This is a genomic window from Streptomyces sp. NPDC006012 (assembly GCF_042871185.1).
Taxonomy (GTDB): Bacteria; Actinomycetota; Actinomycetes; order Streptomycetales; family Streptomycetaceae; genus Streptomyces.
The window spans coordinates 162,868-182,545 of record NZ_JBIAIE010000017.1 but is presented as its reverse complement, the minus strand read 5'-3'; the positions used below and the strand labels follow the sequence as shown (position 1 = coordinate 182,545).

15 protein-coding genes and 2 pseudogenes are annotated in these 19,678 nt (G+C 73.0%); 7 read left to right on the top strand and 10 right to left on the bottom strand.

Annotation, left to right across the window (positions count from 1 at the left end):
• Positions 1 to 167, bottom strand: a 167-nt coding sequence (locus tag ACFYPJ_RS26370) for an ATP-binding cassette domain-containing protein (RefSeq protein WP_389021921.1), incomplete at its 3' end; no start/stop codon positions are given.
• Between the two features lie 298 nt (positions 168 to 465).
• On the opposite strand from ACFYPJ_RS26370, the gene ACFYPJ_RS26365 reads away from it, so the two are divergent.
• Positions 466 to 1,899, top strand: a complete 1,434-nt coding sequence (locus ACFYPJ_RS26365; protein WP_389021908.1) for a lamin tail domain-containing protein — start codon at positions 466 to 468, stop codon at positions 1,897 to 1,899.
• Positions 1,900 to 2,041: 142 nt separating this feature from the next.
• Here ACFYPJ_RS26365 and ACFYPJ_RS26360 read toward each other — a convergent pair whose 3' ends face one another.
• Complete coding sequence (locus ACFYPJ_RS26360) at positions 2,042 to 3,508, bottom strand: PHB depolymerase family esterase (RefSeq protein ID WP_389021905.1); 1,467 nt, start codon at positions 3,506 to 3,508, stop codon at positions 2,042 to 2,044.
• Between the two features lie 738 nt (positions 3,509 to 4,246).
• Between ACFYPJ_RS26360 and ACFYPJ_RS26355 the strand changes: the two genes are divergently transcribed.
• Positions 4,247 to 6,322, top strand: a complete 2,076-nt coding sequence (locus ACFYPJ_RS26355) for a helix-turn-helix domain-containing protein (RefSeq protein ID WP_389021903.1) — start codon at positions 4,247 to 4,249, stop codon at positions 6,320 to 6,322.
• 155 nt (positions 6,323 to 6,477) lie between these two features.
• On the opposite strand, the gene ACFYPJ_RS26350 is transcribed toward ACFYPJ_RS26355, so the two are convergent.
• From ACFYPJ_RS26350 to ACFYPJ_RS26325, 6 genes are all read right to left on the bottom strand, one after another.
• Entirely contained in the window at positions 6,478 to 7,419 is a 942-nt protein-coding gene (locus ACFYPJ_RS26350) for an alpha/beta hydrolase (RefSeq protein ID WP_389021901.1), read from the bottom strand.
• Positions 7,416 to 8,651 carry a branched-chain amino acid ABC transporter permease gene (locus ACFYPJ_RS26345; RefSeq protein ID WP_389021898.1) on the bottom strand — a complete coding sequence of 412 codons (1,236 nt, stop codon included), beginning with the start codon at positions 8,649 to 8,651 and terminating at the stop codon, positions 7,416 to 7,418. Before ACFYPJ_RS26345 ends, ACFYPJ_RS26350 begins: the two co-directional genes overlap by 4 nt.
• Positions 8,648 to 9,535, bottom strand: a complete 888-nt coding sequence (locus ACFYPJ_RS26340) for a branched-chain amino acid ABC transporter permease (protein ID WP_389021896.1) — start codon at positions 9,533 to 9,535, stop codon at positions 8,648 to 8,650. Before ACFYPJ_RS26340 ends, ACFYPJ_RS26345 begins: the two co-directional genes overlap by 4 nt.
• Complete coding sequence (locus ACFYPJ_RS26335) at positions 9,535 to 10,317, bottom strand: ABC transporter ATP-binding protein (protein ID WP_389021918.1); 783 nt, start codon at positions 10,315 to 10,317, stop codon at positions 9,535 to 9,537. Before ACFYPJ_RS26335 ends, ACFYPJ_RS26340 begins: the two co-directional genes overlap by 1 nt.
• Before the next feature lie 68 nt (positions 10,318 to 10,385).
• A complete protein-coding gene (locus tag ACFYPJ_RS26330) occupies positions 10,386 to 11,180 on the bottom strand; it encodes an ABC transporter ATP-binding protein (RefSeq protein WP_389021893.1) in 795 nt (264 codons plus the stop codon).
• Between the two features lie 3 nt (positions 11,181 to 11,183).
• The gene (locus tag ACFYPJ_RS26325; protein ID WP_389021916.1) at positions 11,184 to 12,416 is read right to left on the bottom strand and encodes a substrate-binding domain-containing protein; all 1,233 of its coding nucleotides are present in this window, start codon (positions 12,414 to 12,416) and stop codon (positions 11,184 to 11,186) included.
• A gap of 613 nt (positions 12,417 to 13,029) precedes the next feature.
• Between ACFYPJ_RS26325 and ACFYPJ_RS26320 the strand changes: the two genes are divergently transcribed.
• Together ACFYPJ_RS26320 and ACFYPJ_RS26315 are read left to right on the top strand one after the other, a co-directional pair.
• Positions 13,030 to 15,348 carry a Tat pathway signal sequence domain protein gene (locus tag ACFYPJ_RS26320; protein WP_389021890.1) on the top strand — a complete coding sequence of 773 codons (2,319 nt, stop codon included), beginning with the start codon at positions 13,030 to 13,032 and terminating at the stop codon, positions 15,346 to 15,348.
• Positions 15,349 to 15,385: 37 nt separating this feature from the next.
• Positions 15,386 to 15,601, top strand: a pseudogene (locus tag ACFYPJ_RS26315) (alpha-galactosidase); the annotation flags it as partial.
• Between the two features lie 70 nt (positions 15,602 to 15,671).
• Here the strand turns inward: ACFYPJ_RS26315 and ACFYPJ_RS26310 are convergent.
• Positions 15,672 to 16,439: a transposase gene (locus tag ACFYPJ_RS26310; protein WP_389021888.1), complete on the bottom strand. Its 768-nt coding sequence runs from the start codon at positions 16,437 to 16,439 to the stop codon at positions 15,672 to 15,674.
• 92 nt (positions 16,440 to 16,531) lie between these two features.
• Between ACFYPJ_RS26310 and ACFYPJ_RS26305 the strand changes: the two genes are divergently transcribed.
• Entirely contained in the window at positions 16,532 to 16,732 is a 201-nt protein-coding gene (locus ACFYPJ_RS26305) for a hypothetical protein (protein WP_389021885.1), read from the top strand.
• A 55-nt stretch (positions 16,733 to 16,787) separates the two neighbouring features.
• Positions 16,788 to 17,270, top strand: a pseudogene (locus ACFYPJ_RS26300) (glycoside hydrolase family 97 C-terminal domain-containing protein); the annotation flags it as partial.
• A 30-nt stretch (positions 17,271 to 17,300) separates the two neighbouring features.
• Here the strand turns inward: ACFYPJ_RS26300 and ACFYPJ_RS26295 are convergent.
• Positions 17,301 to 18,200 carry an SAM-dependent methyltransferase gene (locus tag ACFYPJ_RS26295; RefSeq protein WP_389021882.1) on the bottom strand — a complete coding sequence of 300 codons (900 nt, stop codon included), beginning with the start codon at positions 18,198 to 18,200 and terminating at the stop codon, positions 17,301 to 17,303.
• 198 nt (positions 18,201 to 18,398) lie between these two features.
• Between ACFYPJ_RS26295 and ACFYPJ_RS26290 the strand changes: the two genes are divergently transcribed.
• Positions 18,399 to 19,535, top strand: a complete 1,137-nt coding sequence (locus ACFYPJ_RS26290) for a cytochrome P450 (RefSeq protein ID WP_389021879.1) — start codon at positions 18,399 to 18,401, stop codon at positions 19,533 to 19,535.
• Positions 19,536 to 19,678: the final 143 nt, after the last annotated feature.

Here is a 19,678-nt window from a genome sequence, read left to right as displayed (position 1 = left end):
GACAGACCCAGCAGCAGACCGAGCAGCGTCGTCTTGCCCGCACCGTTCGGCCCGACCAGACCATGGATCTGACCCTGCGCCACATCCAGGTCCACGCCATCGAGCGCGACCACTTCCCCGAAATGTTTCGCGATGCCGCGCGCCCGGATCGCCAAGGGTGTGTCCATGTGCCCCTTCTTTCGAAAACCTCAGGCACCCTAAGGACCTCACGCAACCTGTACATAGACCGTCGGTTGAACGTTCCTGGAACGAAAAGCGACCGACACCTCCCGTATGGATGTCCTGGAGGTCACCGAGCCGGACCGGTTCGCCCGGTGTCGTCGTCCACCCGCTGGGCACACTTGCTTGCAGTCGCACCCCGGTTCGGCGGCCGTTCATCCGGCAACCACTCACCGGAAGACGGCTGTTCGGCCGGAGCGGGAAGCGTCCTGCCGCCCTGTCACCACGCTCCTGAGGACGGACACCGTGACCGAAGTACGCGCGCCCGGGTGGCGCCGTCGCCTTGCCCTCCTGCTCGCCGCCGTGGCCGGCCCCGCGCTGGCCGCCGGCGCACTCACGGCGGCGCCCGCTCAGGCGGCCCCGGCCGACGACGTACGGATCAACGAGGTGGTGACCACCGGAGACGTCGACGACTCGGTCGAGCTCTACAACACGGGCACGTCCGCCGTCGATGTCTCGGGCTGGATCCTCAAGGACGACAACGACGGCTCGAAGTACCGGATCGCCTCGGGCACCACGCTGGCCGCGGGCGGATTCCGGGCCTTCGACGTGCACGGTCAGTTCGGGCTCGGCTCCAAGGACCAGGCGCGTCTGTACCTTCCCGACGGCGCCACCCTCGTCGACGGCTTCGGCTGGAGCGAGCACTCCGCCCCCTCCTGGTCGCGCTGCCCCGACGGCACCGGTGACTTCCGGGCGGCCCCGCTGTCCCTGGGCGCCGCGAACACCTGCGACGGCGGCTCCGACGGCGGCGGCAGCACTTCGCCGGTGGCCTGGCCCGGCAGTGGCTCCGTCACGACCGCCGACGCCTCCAACGTCTTCGGCGAGGACCTCAGCGGCCTCTTCCAGGAGGACGGCGTGCTGTGGGGCGCGCAGAACTCCGGCAAGCTCTGGAGGCTGGTGCCCAACGGCTCCGGCGGCTGGCAGCCGGACACCGCGAACGGCTGGACCTCCGGCAAGACACTCCGCTTCCCCAGCGGCTCCGGCACCCCTGACAGCGAGGGCGTCACCCTCACCGGCGCCGGCGCCGCGGGCGGGGTGTTCGTCGCGAGCGAGCGCAACGGCGATGCCTCCGGGACCAGCCGGCTGTCCGTACTCCGGTACGACGCGAGCGGCGGCGCCGGCACCCTGACGGCCGCCAAGGAGTGGAACCTGACCCCGGATCTGCCGCCCGTGGGCGCCAACCTCGGCTTCGAGGGGATCACCTGGGTCCCCGACGGCTATCTGACCGGCGCCGGCTTCAAGGACGCGTCGACCGGAGCGGCCTACGCTCCGAGCCGCTACGGCTCCCACAGCGGCGGCGTGTTCTTCGTCGGTGTCGAAGGCACCGGCACGGTGTACGGCTATGTGCTCCAGGACACGGGCACGTTCACCCGCGTCGCGTCCATCGGCACCGGCCTGGCCGGCGTCATGGAACTGCAGTGGGAGCCGCAGGCTTCCCGCCTCTGGGTGGTCTGCGACGACACCTGCCACGGCCGGCACACGACGATGCAGGTCGATGCCTCCGGAGTGTTCGCCACCACCGCGGTCTACAACCGTCCCAGCGGCATGCCCGACATCAACAACGAAGGCTTCTCGGTGGCCGGGGCCGGCGAATGCGTCGGCGGTTCCAAACCCGTCTACTGGGCCGACGACGCCAACGACAGCGGCCACGCCCTGCGCAAGGGCAGCATCACCTGCTGATCCGGTGGCCCGGGTCCACGGTCCCGCCGTACCGGCCGGGCCGTGGACCTCTTTCGGCCACCGGACTTCGCGGAGTGCCGCCCCTCGGGGCCGGCCCCGGAGGGTTGCCCCGGAACCACCGGCGGCCGGCCCGGCGGGCGGGTCAGCAGCCGGCGTCGGCGAGGACGTAGTAACCGGCGGACGTCTCCTTCAGGGTGTGGGTGGTGAACACGTTGTACAGACCCATGTTCTGGTCGGATCCGTTGGCGTACGTGTAGCCGCCGCTGGTGTGGGCCCGTCCCGCGGCGACATGGGCGTAGTTGCTCGCTGTCGTGCAGACCGGGACGGAGCCGGTGGTGGCCGCCGTGACGGGGGAGGAGGTTTTGCCGACCGTGCCGTCGGAGCCGACCGCCGCGACCGTGTACGTGTACGACGTGGCCGGGGCCAGGGCGGTGTCCGTGAACGCGGGGCCGGCCGGCGTGCCGGCCTGTGCGCCGTTCCGGTGGACGCGGTAGGACGCCGCACCCTGCACCGGGGACCAGCTCAGGGCGATCGAGGTGTCGGTGACGGTGCCCGCGGCGAGGCCGGCCGGCGCCGGGAGCTGCTCCCCGCCCGGGTCGGTGCCGCCGCTCCGGTCGAGCCCCCAGAACTGCGCCGTGTAATAGCTGGAGCAGATCGTGTCGAGGAAGTACGCCGCCGTCGTGCCGCACTGCTGAGCGCCGGAGCCCGGGTCCACCGCGAGGCCGTGGCCCATGCCGCTGATCTGGTAGAGCTGCACGGCGGCCTGTCCGGAACTGTCGTTGTAGCTGGTCATCGTGGTGCTGCCGGGCAGACTCACGGTGCTGGAGGGGGTCTGGGAGAGACCGTGGACGTTGGTCCACTGGTCGCGCAACTCGGTGGCGTTGACGGGGTAGACCGTGTAGTCCGAGGTGCCCTGCCAGACCGCGACGCGTGGCCACGGGCCGGCGTACCCCGGGTACTGGGCGCGGACCTTGTCGCCCCACTGCGCCGGGGTGAGGTCGACGCTGCCGAACTGGCAGCCGGACGCGCCGAGCTGGCTCGTCGCGCACTGCGCGGGCAGCCCGGAGTCGACCGAGCCGCCCGCGAACACGTCCGGATACGCGGCGAGCAGATCCGCCGCCATGCCGCCGCCCGCCGACAGCCCGGTCACGAACACGCGCCGCGTGTCCGATCCGTACAGCGATTCGGCCTTGGCGACCATCTGCGCGACGGAAGCCGACTCGCCCTTGCCGCGCGTGGAGTCGGCCGGATCGAACCAGGTGAAACAGGACAGGGCGTTGTTCGCCGAGCTGGTCTGCGGGAACACCACGGCGAAGCCGTACTCGTCGGCGAATTTCGGCCAACCGGAGTTGGTGTAGTAGTCGTTGGCGGTCTGGCCGCAGCCGTGCAACGCGACCACGAGCGGGGCGCCGGCGGGCAGCCCGGCCGGGACGTACGTGTACATCGACAGATTGCCGGGATTGGCACCGAACCCGGTGACGGGCGTCAACCCGCCCGCGGCGGCAGCGGGTTGGGCCAGCACTGCGGTTCCGGCTGCCGCGGCGAGCAGGCCGGACAGGGCGAACCGTCCGACCAGCCGAGCCAGTCGGCCGAGGAGGGTGGGGGGCACGGTAAAACCTCCGGGGTGCGCGAACCGCACGGTGGCCGGGGGAGGGACCCGTCCGCGCGGCTCTGGGCGGTCGGTGCGACAGGCGGGCCACCACGTCCGAGGTCCCGCCCGGACCGGTGGCCGGGCGGCCCGGGAATGGGCCGCCGGCCGCTTGCCGAGCAAGGACGTTAGGCGCGGCGCAGCGGTCGCGGACATATGTTCGGTCGCCATCCGGTGCCCCGGGAAGTGTGGGCCCGGGCCGTTGTCCGGATCCCGTGTCCGACGGCACGCGCCCGGCCTCCGCGCCCGGCCGTCTTCCCCACTGCACCGCCCGAATGTGCGGGCGCCGTGCACCGTGGGCCCATGGTGCCGGACATCACTGCGGGGCCGGACACTGTGGGGGCCGCCCACATGTGAGCGGTCCGGCCTGCATCCCTACGGTGACGGCCATGGAGAGCACGCCGTGTACGGCGGCCGGCACCTGGAGGGACACCCCGAGCCGTCCGGTGCGTCCCTCGGTCCACCGTCCTCGCCCGGTGGGTGTCCGACGCCGCTCGCGGCTCCCGCGACGAGCGTGGGCCGCCGGACCCGGGGGCCACCGGCCGGCCGGGGTGTCTCGCCGGGCCCCTCCGGGTCCGGTCGGGCTCGTGGCCCGGCAGAAGTGGAAACGGCAGTTCACGGGGGTGACGTGGAGGGGCCGGACTGGCAGGGTGGCGCACCGGCGGGGAACGGGCTGCGACGACGACACGGGAGGCGGCGATGGACGCGAGCAACGCACCGGGCGGCGAAGGGCGGCTCGTCGTCGCGCCGCCGACCCCGCGGACCCGCACCGCCGAACCCGCGCCTCCCGCCCTCGGCGGACCGGGCCCTCTCACCGGACCGGACCCCCTCGCCGTGCGGGGTGCCTCCGCCGCCCCGCACCTCGGGCGCCTGCTGGAACTCCTCGCCGCCGGAGCGCCCGCCGAGGCGCTGGGCGCGGTCACCGGCCAGGCGCGCGCCGCGGGTGTCGACGGGGCCGATCTGGCGGAGACCGAGCGGGCCGTGGCCACGGCGCTGCGGGTACGCGGTTCGCTGCGCGCCCATCGCCGTCGCGAACTCGAACTGACCGCCCTGTTCGACACGGCCGGTGACCTCGCCGCCTCCCGTGACCTCGACGAGGTGCTGAAGGCGATCGTCCGGCGGGCCAGGATCCTGCTCGGCACCGACACCGCCTATCTGACGCTGCCGGACGAGGAAGCCGGAGACACCTACATGCGGGTCACGGACGGCTCGGTCTCCCCGGTGTTCCAGAACCTCCGGATCGAACTCGGCGACGGCCTCGGCGGTCTGGTCGCGCAGACCGCCCGCCCGTACGTGACCCCCGACTACCCCACCGACGACCGCTTCCACCACACCCGTGACATCAACGCGGGCGTGTCCGAGGAGGGACTGGTCGCGATCCTGGGGGTGCCGCTGCTGCTCGGCTCGGTGCACGGCGGGGACCGCAAGGTGATCGGCGTGCTGTTCGCGGCCGACCGCAGCCCCCGCTCGTTCAGTCCCGACGAGGTGGCGCTGCTCTCCTCGCTCGCCGCACACGCCGCCATCGCGATCGACACGGCCCGCGCCCTCGACGACACCCGTGCCGCGCTCGCCGAACTCGCCGAGGCCAACAAGGTCGTACGGGCGCACGCGGCGGCCGTGCAGCGGGCCGAGGAGGCGCACGACCGGCTCACCGACCTCGTCCTGCGCGGCGGGGACGTACGGGAGGTGGCCGCCGCCGTGGCCGGGCTGCTGGACGGGGCGATCACCGTGCACGACCCGGCCGGCCGGCCGCTCGCCGCCGTACGGCACGACGGCGGGCCGTTCGCCGCCGACTCGGTGGACGCCGGCTGGCTGGTCTCGGCCGCGGAGGAGTCCCGTACGGCGGGCCGCGCGGTGGTCCGCTCCGGGCGGTGGATCTGCGCGGTGCTGGCCGGGCCCGAACTGCTCGCCATCATGGTGCTGCACCGGCGCCGTGCGCTGGAGGACGCCGACCGGCGGATGTTCGAACGCGCGGGCGTCGTCACCGGCCTGCTCATGCTGCTGCGGCGCACGGTCGCGGAGACCGAGAACCGGGTGCGCGGCGAACTCGTCACCGACCTGCTGACCGACGCCGGCCGCAATCCGGCACTGCTCGCCGAGCGGGGCCGCAGACTGGGCCTCGACCTCGGCCGGCCGTACCTGGTGCTGGTCGCCGCCAGCGAACCCGCGGCCCGGGACCGGCTCAGCTCGGCCGCCGTCCGCTACCTCTTCGGCGCCCCGGCGGGCAGCGCCGGTGCCGAACACGCCGGGGCCGTCGTGCTGCTGATGGCCGCCGAGGAGCGGTACACACCCGGGCAGTCCGCCCGCGCCGCCGCCGTTCAGCTCGGGCATCTCGCGGGTGCCGTGGTGACGGTGGCGGCGGCCGGTCCGGTCTGCGGGCCGTCCCGGATAGCGGACGCGCACGCGGAGGCGGTGCGCTGCCTGCGCGCCCTGCACGTGCTGGGCCGCCACGGCGACGGCGCGTCCGCCGGTGAACTCGGCTTCCTCGGTGTGGTGCTGGGCGACGACAAGGACGTGGGCGGGTTCGTGCGCGGCGCGCTCGGGCCGCTCGTGGAGTACGACGCCCGGCGGGGCACCGAACTGGTCCGTACCCTCGCCGCCTACTTCGGCGCGGGCGGCAGCCTGACCCGGGCCAAGGACACACTGCACGTGCACGTCAACACGGTCGTGCAGCGGCTGGACCGCATCGAGGTGTTGCTCGGCGCGGACTGGAACCACCCCGACCGCGCGCTTGAGCTGCAACTGGCGCTCAGATTAAGGGAATTGACCGGCTGACACCGGCCTGTCACGAAGGGGCACGGTCCTCAGGTGTTCCGGCTGGTCCCCCGGCCGGCGGCGAACCGGGGCCCACCCTCCGTCCTCCGTCGCCCGGCCGCGCCCGGGCCGCGGCCCGCGCCAGTCCGCACCGGCCCGCGCCCGCGGTACGGCGGTCAGCCGGTGGCCCTTGCGGCTGCCTTCAGCAGCAGATCGGCGACGAGCGCCGCGCCCTCCTCACCGGTGAGCACCGTGTAGTGGTTGGTGTCCGCAGCGCGCAGGGGTGTCACGCCGGTGCCGTCGAGGGCGGCACGGGCGAGGCGTTCCTCGTCGTACAGCCCCTGCGGCTCGTCCATCAGGCCGCGGTCCGCCCACAGCAGGGTGGCGGGGCCGGGCAGGTGACGCACGGCGGCCAGCACACCCTCGTCGAACAGGCCGACGCCGTCGGTGCGGACGGCCTCCAGACGGCACGAGGACCGCAGTTCCGGCTCCTCGCCCACCAGGTCACGCTGGATGTACGCGTCGACCTCCGAGGTCCACCGGTCCGCGAACGCGGGGTGCACCCGCCAGAACGCGCGGTAGGCGGCCCGGTCGGGAAAGACCATGGACAGCCGGTCCATGGCCGGTCCGATGACCGCGGTCATCAGTTCGTCCGGGGACAGGTGGGTGGGCGCCGGGAACCCGATGCCGCCGTCCACGAGCAGCAGGGGGCCGAAGCGCTCGGGATGGCGGACGGCCGCCAGCGCCGCCGTGAACGCGCCCATCGAGTGCCCGGCCAGCACCGGCCGTGCCAGCCCCAGCGACGCGGCGACCACCGCGGCGTCGTCGGCGTGCGCGGCGATCCCGTACGGCCCCGGCAGGCCCGCGCTGCCCGCGCGCCCCCGCAGGTCGGGCGCGACGAGCGTGACGCGGCCCGCGAGCCGGCGGGCGACCGCTCCCCAGCACAGGCCGTTGGCCGTGATGCCGTGCAGGGCGAGCACGGTGGGCGCCCCGGGATCGGCCGCGGCCCAGCACAGCACGGCCAGGTCGCCGCCGGGGACGGGGACGCGCAGTTCCTCGAAGGGCAGCGGTTCGGGGCCGGCCGGGGCGCCGGCGGGCTCGGTGTCGGCGGTGGTCACGACGATTGCCTTTCCTTGACGTCGGCATCGGCGGAAGCGGGCGGGGCAACGGAAGGCGGGACGGCGGGAGCAGCCGAGGGGTCGTCGGTGCCGGGTCCGGACCCGGCCTGGGCCGATTCTCCCTCGCGATCCCCGCCGTCCGCGGCCCCCCTGCCACGGCGGGCGGCGCGGACACGGCCCGGCAGGGCGGCCAGTCCGCCGGGCAGGACGCCCACGACGACCACGAACAGTACGCCCAGCAGGAACAGCGGCTGACTGAGCGGCACCCGCAGCACGGCGGGCAGACCGGCGACGGCCGCCGAGCCCGCCAGGTCGCCGAGGCGCTGGTCGGCCCAGGTGTACAGGATGCCGCCCAGCATCGGGCCCCACCGGGTGCCCGAGCCGCCGAGGACGACCATCACCAGCAGCGACAGCGTGAACTCCGAGCTGGTGGTGTGCGGGGTGGAGCCGCCGGTCAGCAGCAGATGCACGATGCCGCCCAGCGCGGCCAGGCCGCTCGCCACGGTGAAGGCCACCAGTTTGAACCCGTACGGGCGCAGCCCCAGCACCTCGACGCGGCGCTCGTTCTCCTTGATGCCCTCCCAGACCCGGCCGGTCGGCGAGTGGGTGGTCCAGTGCACCACCGCGAGGGTGAGGACGAGGAACGCGAGCGTGATCCAGTACAGGGTGGCCGTGTGCTCGATGCCGACGAGCCCGGCAGGCAGCAGGCCGGCGGCGACCGCACGGCCCTCCTCACCGCCCGTGAAACCCCCCCGATCGCGGCTGACCAGGATGGCGGCGGCCTGCGCGAACGCCAGCGTCACCATCGAGAAGCCGATACCGGTGACCCGCAGGCTCACCGAGCCGAGCAGCAGGGCGAGGGCGGTGCCGAAGGCCAGGCCGAGCACGGCGGACAGGCCGAACGGCAGGCCCGCCTCCTGCATCATCGTGTTGGTGGCGTAGCTGCCCGTGGCGAAGTACAGCGCGTGCCCGAAGGACAACAGGCCGGTGCGGCCCAGCAGCAGGTCGTAGCCGGTCGCCAGCGCGCCGTACAGCAGGCACAGCGCGAGCAGTTGCAGGCTGCCGGCGCTGCCGACGGGCCCGTCCAGCAGGCCGGGGACCTCGACGGCGCTGTACGGCAGCACGAACAGCAGGGCGAACAGGCCTACGGGCCACCAGCGCAGCAGGCGACGGGCGGCGGACCGCTCCGGGCGGGTGGCGAGCCGGGCGCCGGTGTCGCTGACGGTGCTCATGCGAGCCTCCCGGTGAGACCGCGCGGACGCACCAGCAGCAGGGCGGCGAGCAGGACGACGACGGCGAGGTCGCCGAGTCCGGCGGCGGTGTAGTAGTTGGCGAACTGCTGGACGAGGCCGATGACGACGGACGCGACGGCCGCGCCGGTCACCGAGCCCATGCCGCCCGTCACGACGACCACGAACGCGAAGATCAGCAGCGAGGTGCCCTGGCGGGGGTCGACCGAGCCGAAGTACAGGCCGCCGAGCGCACCGCCGAGCGCGGCGGCGGCCCCGCCGATCGCGAAGACCAGCGTGAACGCCGTGCGGACGTCGATGCCCAGCGCGGTCACCATGGCCCGGTTCTCGACGCCCGCGCGGACCACCAGTCCGTGCCGGGTTCGGTCGAGGAACAGCTTCAGACCCGCCCAGACCAGGACCGCCCCGGCGATCAGCACGAACCGGTCGGCCGGGACCCGCGCGCCGAGCAGACCGACCGTGCCCTCCAGTGCCTTCGGACCGGGGAAGGCCAGGGCGTCGGTGCCCCAGATGCCCGACAGCAGCGCGGGCACGGCCAGGGAGACACCGACCGTGGCGAGCACCTGCTCGCGCGGCCGGGTGTACAGCGGCCGGACGACGGCCAGTTCGAGCAGGACCGCCGCGCAGGTCCCGGCGACCACCCCGAACACGACGGCGAGCACGAAACCGAAGCCGCCGAAACCCGCGCCGGGCAGGTTGCCGGAGGCGGCCCACCAGGTGGCGTAGGCGCCGATGGACAGCAGCGCGCCGTGCGCGAAGTTGAGCACGTCCATCAGGCCGAAGATCAGCGAGAGCCCGGAGGCGACGAGGAAGTACAGCGCGCCGAGACCGAGTCCGGTCAGGGCGAGCAGGACGACGGTGTCCATCAGGTGTCGGCCTCCGTACGGTCGGACCGCCGCACCGCGGGCCTGGGCCCGGCGGCCGGCGGGACAGGGACGGCAGGGGCGACGGGGTGCGCGGGGACGGCCGCGCGGCCTACGCCGAGCAGGCGGCGGGTGGCATCCGGATCGCCGAGCAGGTCGGCGGCGGGCCCCTGATGGGCGGTACGGCCGTCGGCGAGCACCGCGCAGTGCGCGGCGAGCCGGCGGACCACGGCGAGGTTCTGCTCCACGAGCAGCACCGGGACGGCCTCGGCGGCGCGCTCAAGTACCCGCGCGACCTCGGTGACGACCTTCGGCGCGAGGCCCTTGGTCGGCTCGTCCGCGATGATCAGCCGGTTGCCGTTGAGGAGGGTGCGGCTGATGGCCACCATCTGCTGCTGGCCGCCGGACAGCGTGCCGGCCGCCTGCCCGGCCCGCTGGAGCAGTTCGGGGAACAGTTCGTGGACGAGGGCGTAGTCCGGTGCGCCGTCGGCGCGTTCCGCCAGCCGCAGGTTCTCCGCGACGGTCAGCCCGGCGAAGACGCACCGGTCCTCGGGGGCGTAGCCGATGCCGCGGCGCACCAGGGTGTGCGTGGGCAGGCCCACGGTCTCCTCGCCGTCCAGCAGCACGCTGCCGGTGCGCGGCACCAGACCGAGCACACCGCGCACGGTGGTGGTCTTGCCCGCGCCGTTGCGGCCGAGCAGGGCGGTGACCCCCTGCCCGGCGACGTCGAGGTCGACGCCGTGCAGGATGTGCCGGCCGCCGATCAGGACCCGCAGGCCGCGCACGGCCAGCAGCGGCCCGCCGTCCGGGCCGGGACGGGCGGCGGAGACGGCCCGGGCGCTCCGGTCGGGACTCACAGGCCCTCCCCGAGGTACGCCTGTTGGACGGTGGCGTCGGCGGTGACGGCCTCGGGGCCGCCCAGCGCGAGCAGCGTGCCGTGGTGCATCACGGCGACCCGGTCGGCCAGGCCCAGCAGGACGCCCATGTGGTGTTCGACCATCAGCACGGTGCGGCCCTCTTCACGGTGCAGGGTGCGGATCAGTTCGGTCAGGGCGGGCACTTCCTCGGCGCTGACGCCCGCCATTGGCTCGTCCAGCAGCATCAGCCGGGGCTCGGCGACCAGCAGCACGGCGAGTTCCAGCTTCCGCTTCTCGCCGTGCGAGAGGGACCGGGCGGCCACGTCGGCGCGGTGCGTGAGACCGGTACGGGCCAGCACGTCGTCGACCCGGTCCCGGTAGCGGGAGGCCCGCCGCCAGATTTGGTACGAGCCGCCGTCCGCCGCCTGCGCGCCGAGGCGGACATGCTCGGCGACACTCATCGCGGGCCACAGGCTCGACGTCTGGAAGGTGCGGCCCAGACCGCGCCGGGCCCGGACGTACGGGGCCTCGCCGGTGATGTCCGCACCGGCCAGGACGACCCGGCCGGCGGTGGCCGGGACCAGCCCGCTGATCAAGTTGAACAGCGAGGTCTTGCCGGCCCCGTTGGGCCCGATGAAGGCAAGGAACTCGCCTTCGCGCACATCCAGGGAGACGTCCGAGAGGATGGTGGCGCCGCCCACGGACCAGCCGACGGACTCCAGGCCGAGAACGGCGGCGGGGGCCGTGCTCGTACCGGGGGCGGGCCCGCGGCCGCGGGACGGTGTGGTCACGGGTCAGCCCGCCAGCGGCTGGACGGGCGGGGCCACCTTCGCCAGCGGCAGCGTCCGGACCAGTTCGGGTTCGGCGGTCCTGCCGCTGCCCCTGAGCCTGGCCTGGAACATCGGCTGGAGCAGCGCGTGGTCCTCGGCGCGGATCTGCTGCCTGCCCTTGACCCCGTCGAACGTCCAGCCCTCCAGGGCCTTCACCATGGCGTCGGTGTCGGTGGCGCTGCTCTCGACGGCGTGCACGATCATCTGCGCGGCGGTGAAGCCGTCCGGGGTGAACAGGTCGGGGGTGCCGCCGGCCTTCTCGACCGACTCGGTCATGGCCTTCTCCTGGGGAGTGCCGGCCGCGCCCGGGAAGTAGTGCGCCAGGAAGGTGATCTTCTGCCCGCCGGCTCCGAAGACCGGGTACGAGGCGGTTCCGGCCAGTCCGGTGGTGACCTTCGACGAGGCCGGCACCCCCTGCTGGTCGAGGGCGGTCCACAGCGCGGGGGCGGTGGCGCCGGCCCAGGCCACGAAGACCAGGTCGGGACCGGCGGCCCGGACCTGCCGGGCGAACGGGGTCAGGTCGGTGGCGCTGGGCGGGGCCAGCACGGAGGAGACATCGGCTCCCGCACCGCCGAGCACCGCCTTGACGGCATCGGCGTTGGCCTGGCCGAAGGTGGAGTCCTGGGCCAGCACGGTGACCTTCTTGCCCTTGGCGTCGCCGAGCATCGCGGCGGCGGTCAGGGTGTCCTGGTAGGACTGGCGGCCGGAGCGGAACGTGTACTTGTTGATGCCGGTCACCGCGTCCGTGGCGGCCGGGCCGTCGATGAACAGCACCTTGTTCTGCGCGGCCAGCGGGGCCATCTGCAGGGCGATGCCGGAGTCCGTGCTGCCCGCGAGGATCTTCGTGCCCCTGCCGATCAGGTCCTTGCCCGCGGCGACCGCCTTCGAGGCGTCACCCGCGTCATCGCGCTCGGTGATCTCGACGGGGCGGCCGTCGACCTTGCCGGTGCCCTTGGTGGCGTAGGCGAGCCCGGCCTTGAAACCCTCCATGTACTGCTTGCCGTAGGCGGCGAGCGGACCGGTCCTGGAGTAGACGAGGCCGATCTCGACGGGTGCGGTGCCCTTGCCGTCACCGGCGGAGCCGGAACCGGCCGTACCGGCCTGGGCGCAGCCGGCGGCGAGAAGGGCTGCGACGGAGAGGGCGGTGGCCGCGGCGCGGGTTCTGGTGCGGCGGGGGCGTGCGGAGTGCGCGGGCATCGTGGGCATCGGACCGGCTCCCGGAAGGTGTTGCCGCACCGGTCCGGTCCGTGCCCGGGCAGGCACGTCCACGGTGGACGGCGGCGGCGCAGTTGCTGACGGAGGGGACGGTAGAAGCCCCCGATCGGCCGCCGACATGGTGTTGGGCACCACACCTGTGGGGGCACTCATGTGGGTGCCCCCCATGGCGACTGCCGTACGGACCCGGGGTTCGTGCGGCACCCGGCCGGACGGCGCCGCGCACTGCCGCAGCTCACCGGCCGCCCCCGTGCCGCCGGATTCCTGAGTCGGCTTCACCGGGTCTTTCAACAGGCTGTCGGGCCATCGGGTGAGGGCGCCGCCCTCCGCCGCAGGGGTCCCGACGGGGCGCTGAGCACGGGCGGTTCGTACGCCCAGCGCATCCGCTCCGCGAAACTCCCGCGCGCCGCGGCGTCCCGCAGGACGACCCGCCGCTGCGGACGGCGGGCCGGCCGAGCCCGTCGCGTGGATCTGCGGATCTCTCACCAGACGTCAACACATCGGATCTCTCCTGCCGTATTGACGAGCAGCTACTACGTCTCTACGTTACGGCGCTGGATAGCTCCGATGAATCGCCGAGCCGCCGGGAGGCAACGTGCCCAGCCCGTCCAGACGTACCGTCCTCGCCACCGGATCCGCCCTCGGCGGCGCGCTGTTGGCCTCGGGCCTGCCCACGCCGGCGACGGCGGCCGACCGCGCCGAGCGCGCGGCGGACTCCGCCGACCCGTGGCGCACCGTGCTCGACGACGCCGACCTGGTCTGGCAGCGGATGCCGACGACCTGGTACGACGGCCCGTTCCTCGGCAACGGCTACCTCGGCTCCGGGATCTACGCCGAGCCGGGCGCCGCGTCGACCGCGGTCCGGTTCAACGTCCAGCACTCCGAGGTCCAGGACCACCGCCCCGAATTCGGCTCCCTCTTCGGTCTGGCCCGGCTGCCGATCGGGCACTTCACCCTGGAACCGGTCGGCGCGATCACCGGCCTCGGCTGGCGGCTCTCGCTGCACGACGCCGAACTGACCGGCACCCTCACCACCGACCGGGGCACCCTGACCCTGCGCGCCCTGGTCCACAACGACCGCTCGATCCTCGCCGTGGAAGTCACACCCAGCGAGGGCGAACGCGGCTTCCGCTGGGTGTTCCACCCGGCCGAGGCCATCAGCCCGCGGGCCGCCTTCAAACCGCTGCCGGACGGCTACCGGGGCAACCCGCCCGCCGAGACGGCCGACCACGACGGTGTGCGCGCCGCCGTGCAGCCGCTGCTGGCGGGCGGCCAGCACGTCACCGCCTGGCGGGAGCGGACCAGGGGCCTGACCCGCACGCTGTACGTGCACGTCGCGCACTCGTACCCGAAGGACACCGCCCTGGAGCAGGCGCTCAAGGCGGTCCGTGCCGTGGACCGGCTTCCCTACGCCGCCCTGGCGGCGACCCACCGCACCTGGTGGCACGCCTACTACCGCAAGAGCTTCCTGTCGCTCCCGGACGCCCGTATCCAGCGCTTCTACTGGATCCAGCTGTACAAGGCGGCGGCCGCCGCCCGCCGCGACGCCCCCGTGATGGCGACGAGCGGCCCCTGGCTCGAACCCACCCCCTGGCCCAACACCTGGTGGAACCTCAACGCACAGTTGGAGTACTGGCTCATCCACGGCTCCAACCACCTCGAACTCGACGCCGTCACCAGGGCGTTGAGCGAGTTCCGGGACAACCTCGCCAAAGAGGTGGCAGCGCAGTACCGGACCGACTCGCTGGGCATCCCACGCACCACCGACCCCCACCTCGTCAACGGCGCCGCCGGCACCCTCACCGGCTACGGCGTCGGCATCCCCGGACAGGACCCGCCGACCCCCGAAGTCGGCAATCTGACCTGGGCGCTGCACAACGTCTGGCTCAGTTACCGCCACACGATGGACGAGTCGATCCTGCGGGACGTCCTCTACCCCCTGCTGCGCAAGGCGGTCGACTACTACCTGCACTTCCTCGAACCCGGCCCCGACGGCAGACTGCATCTGCCCGCCACCTTCTCCCCGGAGTACGGCGGCAACACCCGCGACTGCAACTACGACCTGATGCTCCTGACCTGGGGCTGCCGCACCCTCCTCGAATCCGCCGGACTCCTCGGCATCGACGACCCGCTGGCTCCCCGGTGGCGCGAGGTGCTGGCGAGGCGGGTGGCCTACCCGACGGACGCCAACGGATTCATGATCGGCGCGGACATCCCCTTCGCGAAGTCCCACCGCCACTACTCGCACCTGCTGGCGGTCTATCCGCTGTACGAGGTGACCGGCCGCACCTCCGACGAACGCGTCCTGATCGAGAAGTCACTGGCGCACTGGGTCGGCTTCGAGGGCGCCCTCCAGGGCTACACCTTCACCGGCGCCGCCTCGATGTCGGCACTGCTCGGCAAGGGCGAGGACGCGCTGAAATACCTCGGCGAACTGATGACCCGCTTCATCCAGCCCAACACCATGTACAAGGAGTCGGGGCCGGTCATCGAGACACCGCTGTCGGCGGCCCAGTCGCTGCACGACATGGTGTGCCAGTCGTGGGGCGGTGTCGTCAGGGTGTTCCCCGCGCTGCCCGCCGCCTGGGCCGATCTGACCGTCCACGACTTCCGTACCCAGGGCGCCTTCCTGCTGAGCGCGGTCCGCCGGGGCGGCACCACCCGCTGGGTGCGCCTGGTCAGCGAGGCGGGTGCGCCGTGCGCGGTACGGCACGGGATCGCGGGACCGGTCGACGTACGCGACGGGCAGGGCCGGCCGCTGCGGTACACCGAGGCCGGCGACGGCATCGTCCAGGTCGACCTGGCCAAGGGCGAGTCGGCGCTGATCACGGCGAAGGGCGACCGGCCCGACCTGACCGTCGCGCCGGTACGTCCGAACGAGGAAGCGCCCCGCTGGGGGCTGCCGCTGACGTGAGCCGGCCCCGTCCGCGCACGCCACCCGGCCACCGATCCTCTCCTGGATCCGGCCCCGGACGGTGCTGTGGACCTGGCTCGCCGGAGGCCGCGCCGCCGGTCAGAGCCTCGCCGCGCAGAAGGCGTACGTCGACTGCGCCGCACAGCGGCACTGGCCCTACGAGGCCGTCGGCGCGGGCTGGTACGTCAAGACCGACGCGTGGGACACCACGGACCCGGACTGGCAGGCCGACAGCTGGCTGCCCGAACTCGTCGACTAAGGGTTGTCCCGTAAATGATCTCTGAGTTGCCTCGGGCATGGTGGGCTGCTGTTCGGCTGGTGGTCTATCCGGCGAGAGCGAGGTTGTGCATCCGAGCGATGCCGAGCATGGCGTGGTGGGCGCCGTTGCCTCTGAGGCGGCAGTCGCGGAGGATCTTCCAGGTCTTCATGCGGGCGAAGACATGCTCGACGCGGGCGCGGACCTGCTTGTGGGACCTGTTGTGTGCCTGTTTCCAGCCCGGCAGTTCCTCGGTCTTGCGGCGCCGGTGGGGCGTCACCAGCCCTGTGCCCGGGTAGCCACCGTCGGCGATGGTCGTGGTCGTGCCGACGGCGTCCTTGGCGCCGGATTCTTCCCATGCTCTGCAGTCGTTGCGGTTGCCAGGCAGGGGCCGGCCGACGACTACAACGAGGCGGGTGTCGGCGTCGATGACGACCTGGTGGTTGGTGGAGTATCGGTAGTTCTTCGACTGCTCGGCGACGGTGTGATCGCGGGTGGGCACCAGGGTGCCGTCCACGATGAGCACGGTGTCCTTGGCGAACCGTTTGCGGGGCTGGAGGGCGAGCATCGGCCCGAGGCCATCGATGATCCGGTCCGCCGCTGACTTGGAAACGCCGAATAGCGGGGCCAGTTGGCGCATGGTCAGGTTCGTGCGCCAGCAGGCCGCGACCAACAGTGCCCGGTCTTCCAGCGGAAGGCTCCACGGCCGGCCTTTGCGAACCGCGTCCGCACCCTCGCGCCGCAGCACCGTCACCAACTTCCCGAACTGCCGCGGGCTCAGCCCGCTGAACGGGACTATCCAGGAGGGCTCCGACGCCGTGATCACACCAGCCACAACAAGATCATCCCACTGTGACCGGTCTGCTCAGGCACCTCCCAGTCACCCTTCGCTGATCCATCTCGCGATCAAGCCGTACCATCCCCGCCATGACAATTGATGTCCTCGCCGAGGACCTCCAGCCCGGCGACCTCCTGGAGCTCTCGACCGAGTCGGGCACCCAGGTCCTCCGGTTGACCCATGTGGAGCGGCGTACCCAAGGCATCAAGTTCATGGGTCGCAATCACCAGGGAGTTCTCTACTCCAGCGGCATGAGGTACGGCGACCTGGCGCGGTGCGTCCGTCCGTAGACCGTCGCGCGGACTACCGATGGCAGTTACGGGACAACCCTTACGCACGCGCCAAGGGCGTCAAGATCGACTTCCCGGCGGTTTCCAGCGCACGGGCCAGCGCCCCGACTCGGATGCGGCGGAGGCCGGACTCGCCGTCGTCTACGAGTCGGGCCTGCAGATGTTCGCGGGCACCCCCGAGTCCTACGACGCCCGCCCGCTCGCCCGGGACTTCCTGGAGCAGGTCCCCGCCGCCTGGGACGACACCCGGCTGCTCGCCGGGCGGCCCGGGCAGGAGGCGGTGCTCGCCCGCCGCAGCGGCGACCGCTGGTTCCTGGGCGGCGTGTACGCCGGTGCCGCACACCCGGCCGAGGTGCCGATGGCGCTCGGCCCGGGACGGTGGCTGGTGGAGACGGTCCGGGACGGCGCCTACGGACTGGACCAGGACCGGCAGGTGCTGCGCGGTGGCGACACGCACGGCGTCGACGTGGCCGCCCGCGGCGGCTTCGCCGGGATCGCCTGCCGCTGGCGCCCCGGCCTCACCACCTGCTACCGGTGAGGGACCCCGCCGCACCGGGGCGCCGCACCGTCACGGTGTGCGGGCGAGCCCCGCGTAGACGCTGACATCGTCGTCCGCGACGTCGTTGATGTCGTGGTACTTGATCCGGTCGATGAGGTCGAGGGAGGCGAAGTGCTCGGGCCGCGGGGGAGCGGGGACCGGTGCCGCGTGATCCGGGCGCCAGCGGTGCACCGGCACGATGCCGGGCGCGACGGGCCGCAGTCCGTTGTCGGTGAAGAACCGCTCCACCTCGTCCTTGGTGCGCAGTACGAAGTCCAGGCCGCGTTCCCGGAACGACTGCACGACCTTGGCGGTGTGCGGGTTGAGGTCCTCGGCGAGATGGCTGAGGACCAGCCAGCTGCCCGACGGCACCGCCGCCAGCAGCCGCGAGACGACGTCGTACGCACTCTCGTCCTCGATGAAGTGAAGCACCGCGACCAGCATGACGGCGACGGGCCGGCCGAAGTCGAGGGTGCGGGCCGCCTCGTGGAGGATCCGGGCCGGGTCGCGCAGGTCCGCGTCGAGGTAGTCGGTCTTGCCCTCGGGGCCGCTGGTCAGCAGGGCGCGGGCGTGCGCGAGCACGATCGGGTCGTTGTCGGTGTAGACGACCCGTGACGTCGGCGCGATCCGCTGGGCGAGGTCGTGCACGTTCTCCTGGGTCGGCAGTCCGGTGCCGATGTCCAGGAACTGCTGCACGCCCTCCTCCGCGACCAGCGTGGTCACCGCACGCCGCAGGAAGTCGCGGTTGTGCCGGGCGGTGAGGAAGGCACGGGGCCGGTGCGCCAGAGCGGCGGCCGCGGCCTCCCGGTCGACGGGGTAGTTGTCCTTGCCGCCGAGGAGGACGTCGTACACGCGCGCGGGGTGCGCCTTCGTGGTGTCGATCTTACTTCTCAGCTCGGCCGGGTCGGGGCCGAGGGCGTCTGCAGGCATGTACGTCTCCCCGAGTGTCGGTCACGTGGCGGACATCACGTGAGCGGCCAACAGTCCAACGTCCAGGGAGACTTGAGATCTCCGGAAAACGCACACGGCCCCGCCGGTCCTTCCGGCACATGTGGCGAAGGACCGTCCGTCCGCGGTCGGCACATGTGCCCACAGGAGACGTCCGCCGCCTTGTTCTACGCTGAATGCATGATCACGCTCACTCAGCTGGCCGAGAACCCGCACCCTCACCTGGCCCGGCTCAGGGACACCGCCCCGGTGACGTGGCTGCCGGCTCTCGGCGGGTGGGTGATCACCTCCCGGGCCCTGGCGCTCGCCGTGATGCGGGACGCCGAGACGTTCACCGTGGACGACCCCCGGTTCACGACCGCGCAGGTCACCGGCGCCAGCATGCTCTCCGTCGACGGGCCCGAACACACCCGGCACCGCGAACCCTTCACCGACCGCTTCCGTCCCGGCGCGGTCCGCGACTCCTTCGCCGACAGCGCACAGCACGAGACGGACCGGCTGCTTGACGGCCTCGAAGGCCGCGGATCGGCCGAGCTGCGGCGCGAATTCGCCGGCCCCCTGGCCGCCACGGTGATGGCACAGGCGCTCGGCCTGGAGGGCGTCCCCGTTCCCCAGGTGCTGCGCTGGTACGAGGCCATCGTCCGCTCCGTGCACGAACTGACCGAGGGCCGCCCGGCCGGCGACGACGGACCCGCCGCCTATGCGGCACTGCGCGGCGCCGTCGCCGGCACGGTGGACGCGGGATCGCCCCACTCCCTGCTGGTCACCGCCGCCCGGAAACTGGAGCTGCCGGACCTGTCCGCCAACGCGGCCATCCTCCTCTTCGGCGGGATCGAGACGACCGAGGGGATGATCACCAACCTCCTGTTCCACCTGCTGCACTCGCCACAGCAGCTTTCGGAGCTGCGCGCGGAGCCGGACCTGCTGGACAACGCGATCGAGGAGTCCCTGCGGCTCGAACCCGCCGCCGCCGTGGTCGACCGGTACGCCACCCGGGACGTGCGGCTGGCGGACGCGGACATCCGCGCCGGCGACCTGGTCACGGTCTCCCTCGCGGCCGCGGGCCGCGACCCGGCCGCCTTCCCCGAACCCGACCGCTTCGACCTGCGCCGCCCCAACTCCCGGCAGCAACTCGCCTTCGCCCACGGCCCGCACTACTGCCTGGGCGCCCACCTCGCCCGGCTGGAGACCCGCATCGCACTCCGCTCCTGCCTCGACCGCCTCGACGGCCTGCGCGCCGACCCGGACCGCCCGGCGGCCGTCCGCGGCCTGGTCTTCCGCAAACCAGCCGCCCTGTGGGTGCGGTGGGACCTGTGACGGGGACCGTGTCCCCCACCGGACGCGGCGAGGGGTGAGGAGCGGTCCCTGACGTGCCGTTTCGGCGCATCCGGCGGAGGCGCCCCGGGTGCCGGCGCCCGCGCGGCCCTTCTCCGGCCCGCGCCCGGCCGACGCCCCGCCCG

What these genes read in the sequence shown, in the direction of transcription:
- ACFYPJ_RS26355 (WP_389021903.1), top strand. Translation starts at nt 4,247, where the DNA reads ATGGACGCGAGCAACGCACCGGGCGGCGAAGGGCGGCTCGTCGTCGCG.
- ACFYPJ_RS26345 (WP_389021898.1), bottom strand. Translation starts at nt 8,651, where the DNA reads ATGAGCACCGTCAGCGACACCGGCGCCCGGCTCGCCACCCGCCCGGAG.
- ACFYPJ_RS26340 (WP_389021896.1), bottom strand. Translation starts at nt 9,535, where the DNA reads ATGGACACCGTCGTCCTGCTCGCCCTGACCGGACTCGGTCTCGGCGCG.
- ACFYPJ_RS26325 (WP_389021916.1), bottom strand. Translation starts at nt 12,416, where the DNA reads ATGCCCGCGCACTCCGCACGCCCCCGCCGCACCAGAACCCGCGCCGCG.
- ACFYPJ_RS26305 (WP_389021885.1), top strand. Translation starts at nt 16,532, where the DNA reads ATGACAATTGATGTCCTCGCCGAGGACCTCCAGCCCGGCGACCTCCTG.
- ACFYPJ_RS26295 (WP_389021882.1), bottom strand. Translation starts at nt 18,200, where the DNA reads ATGCCTGCAGACGCCCTCGGCCCCGACCCGGCCGAGCTGAGAAGTAAG.
- ACFYPJ_RS26290 (WP_389021879.1), top strand. Translation starts at nt 18,399, where the DNA reads ATGATCACGCTCACTCAGCTGGCCGAGAACCCGCACCCTCACCTGGCC.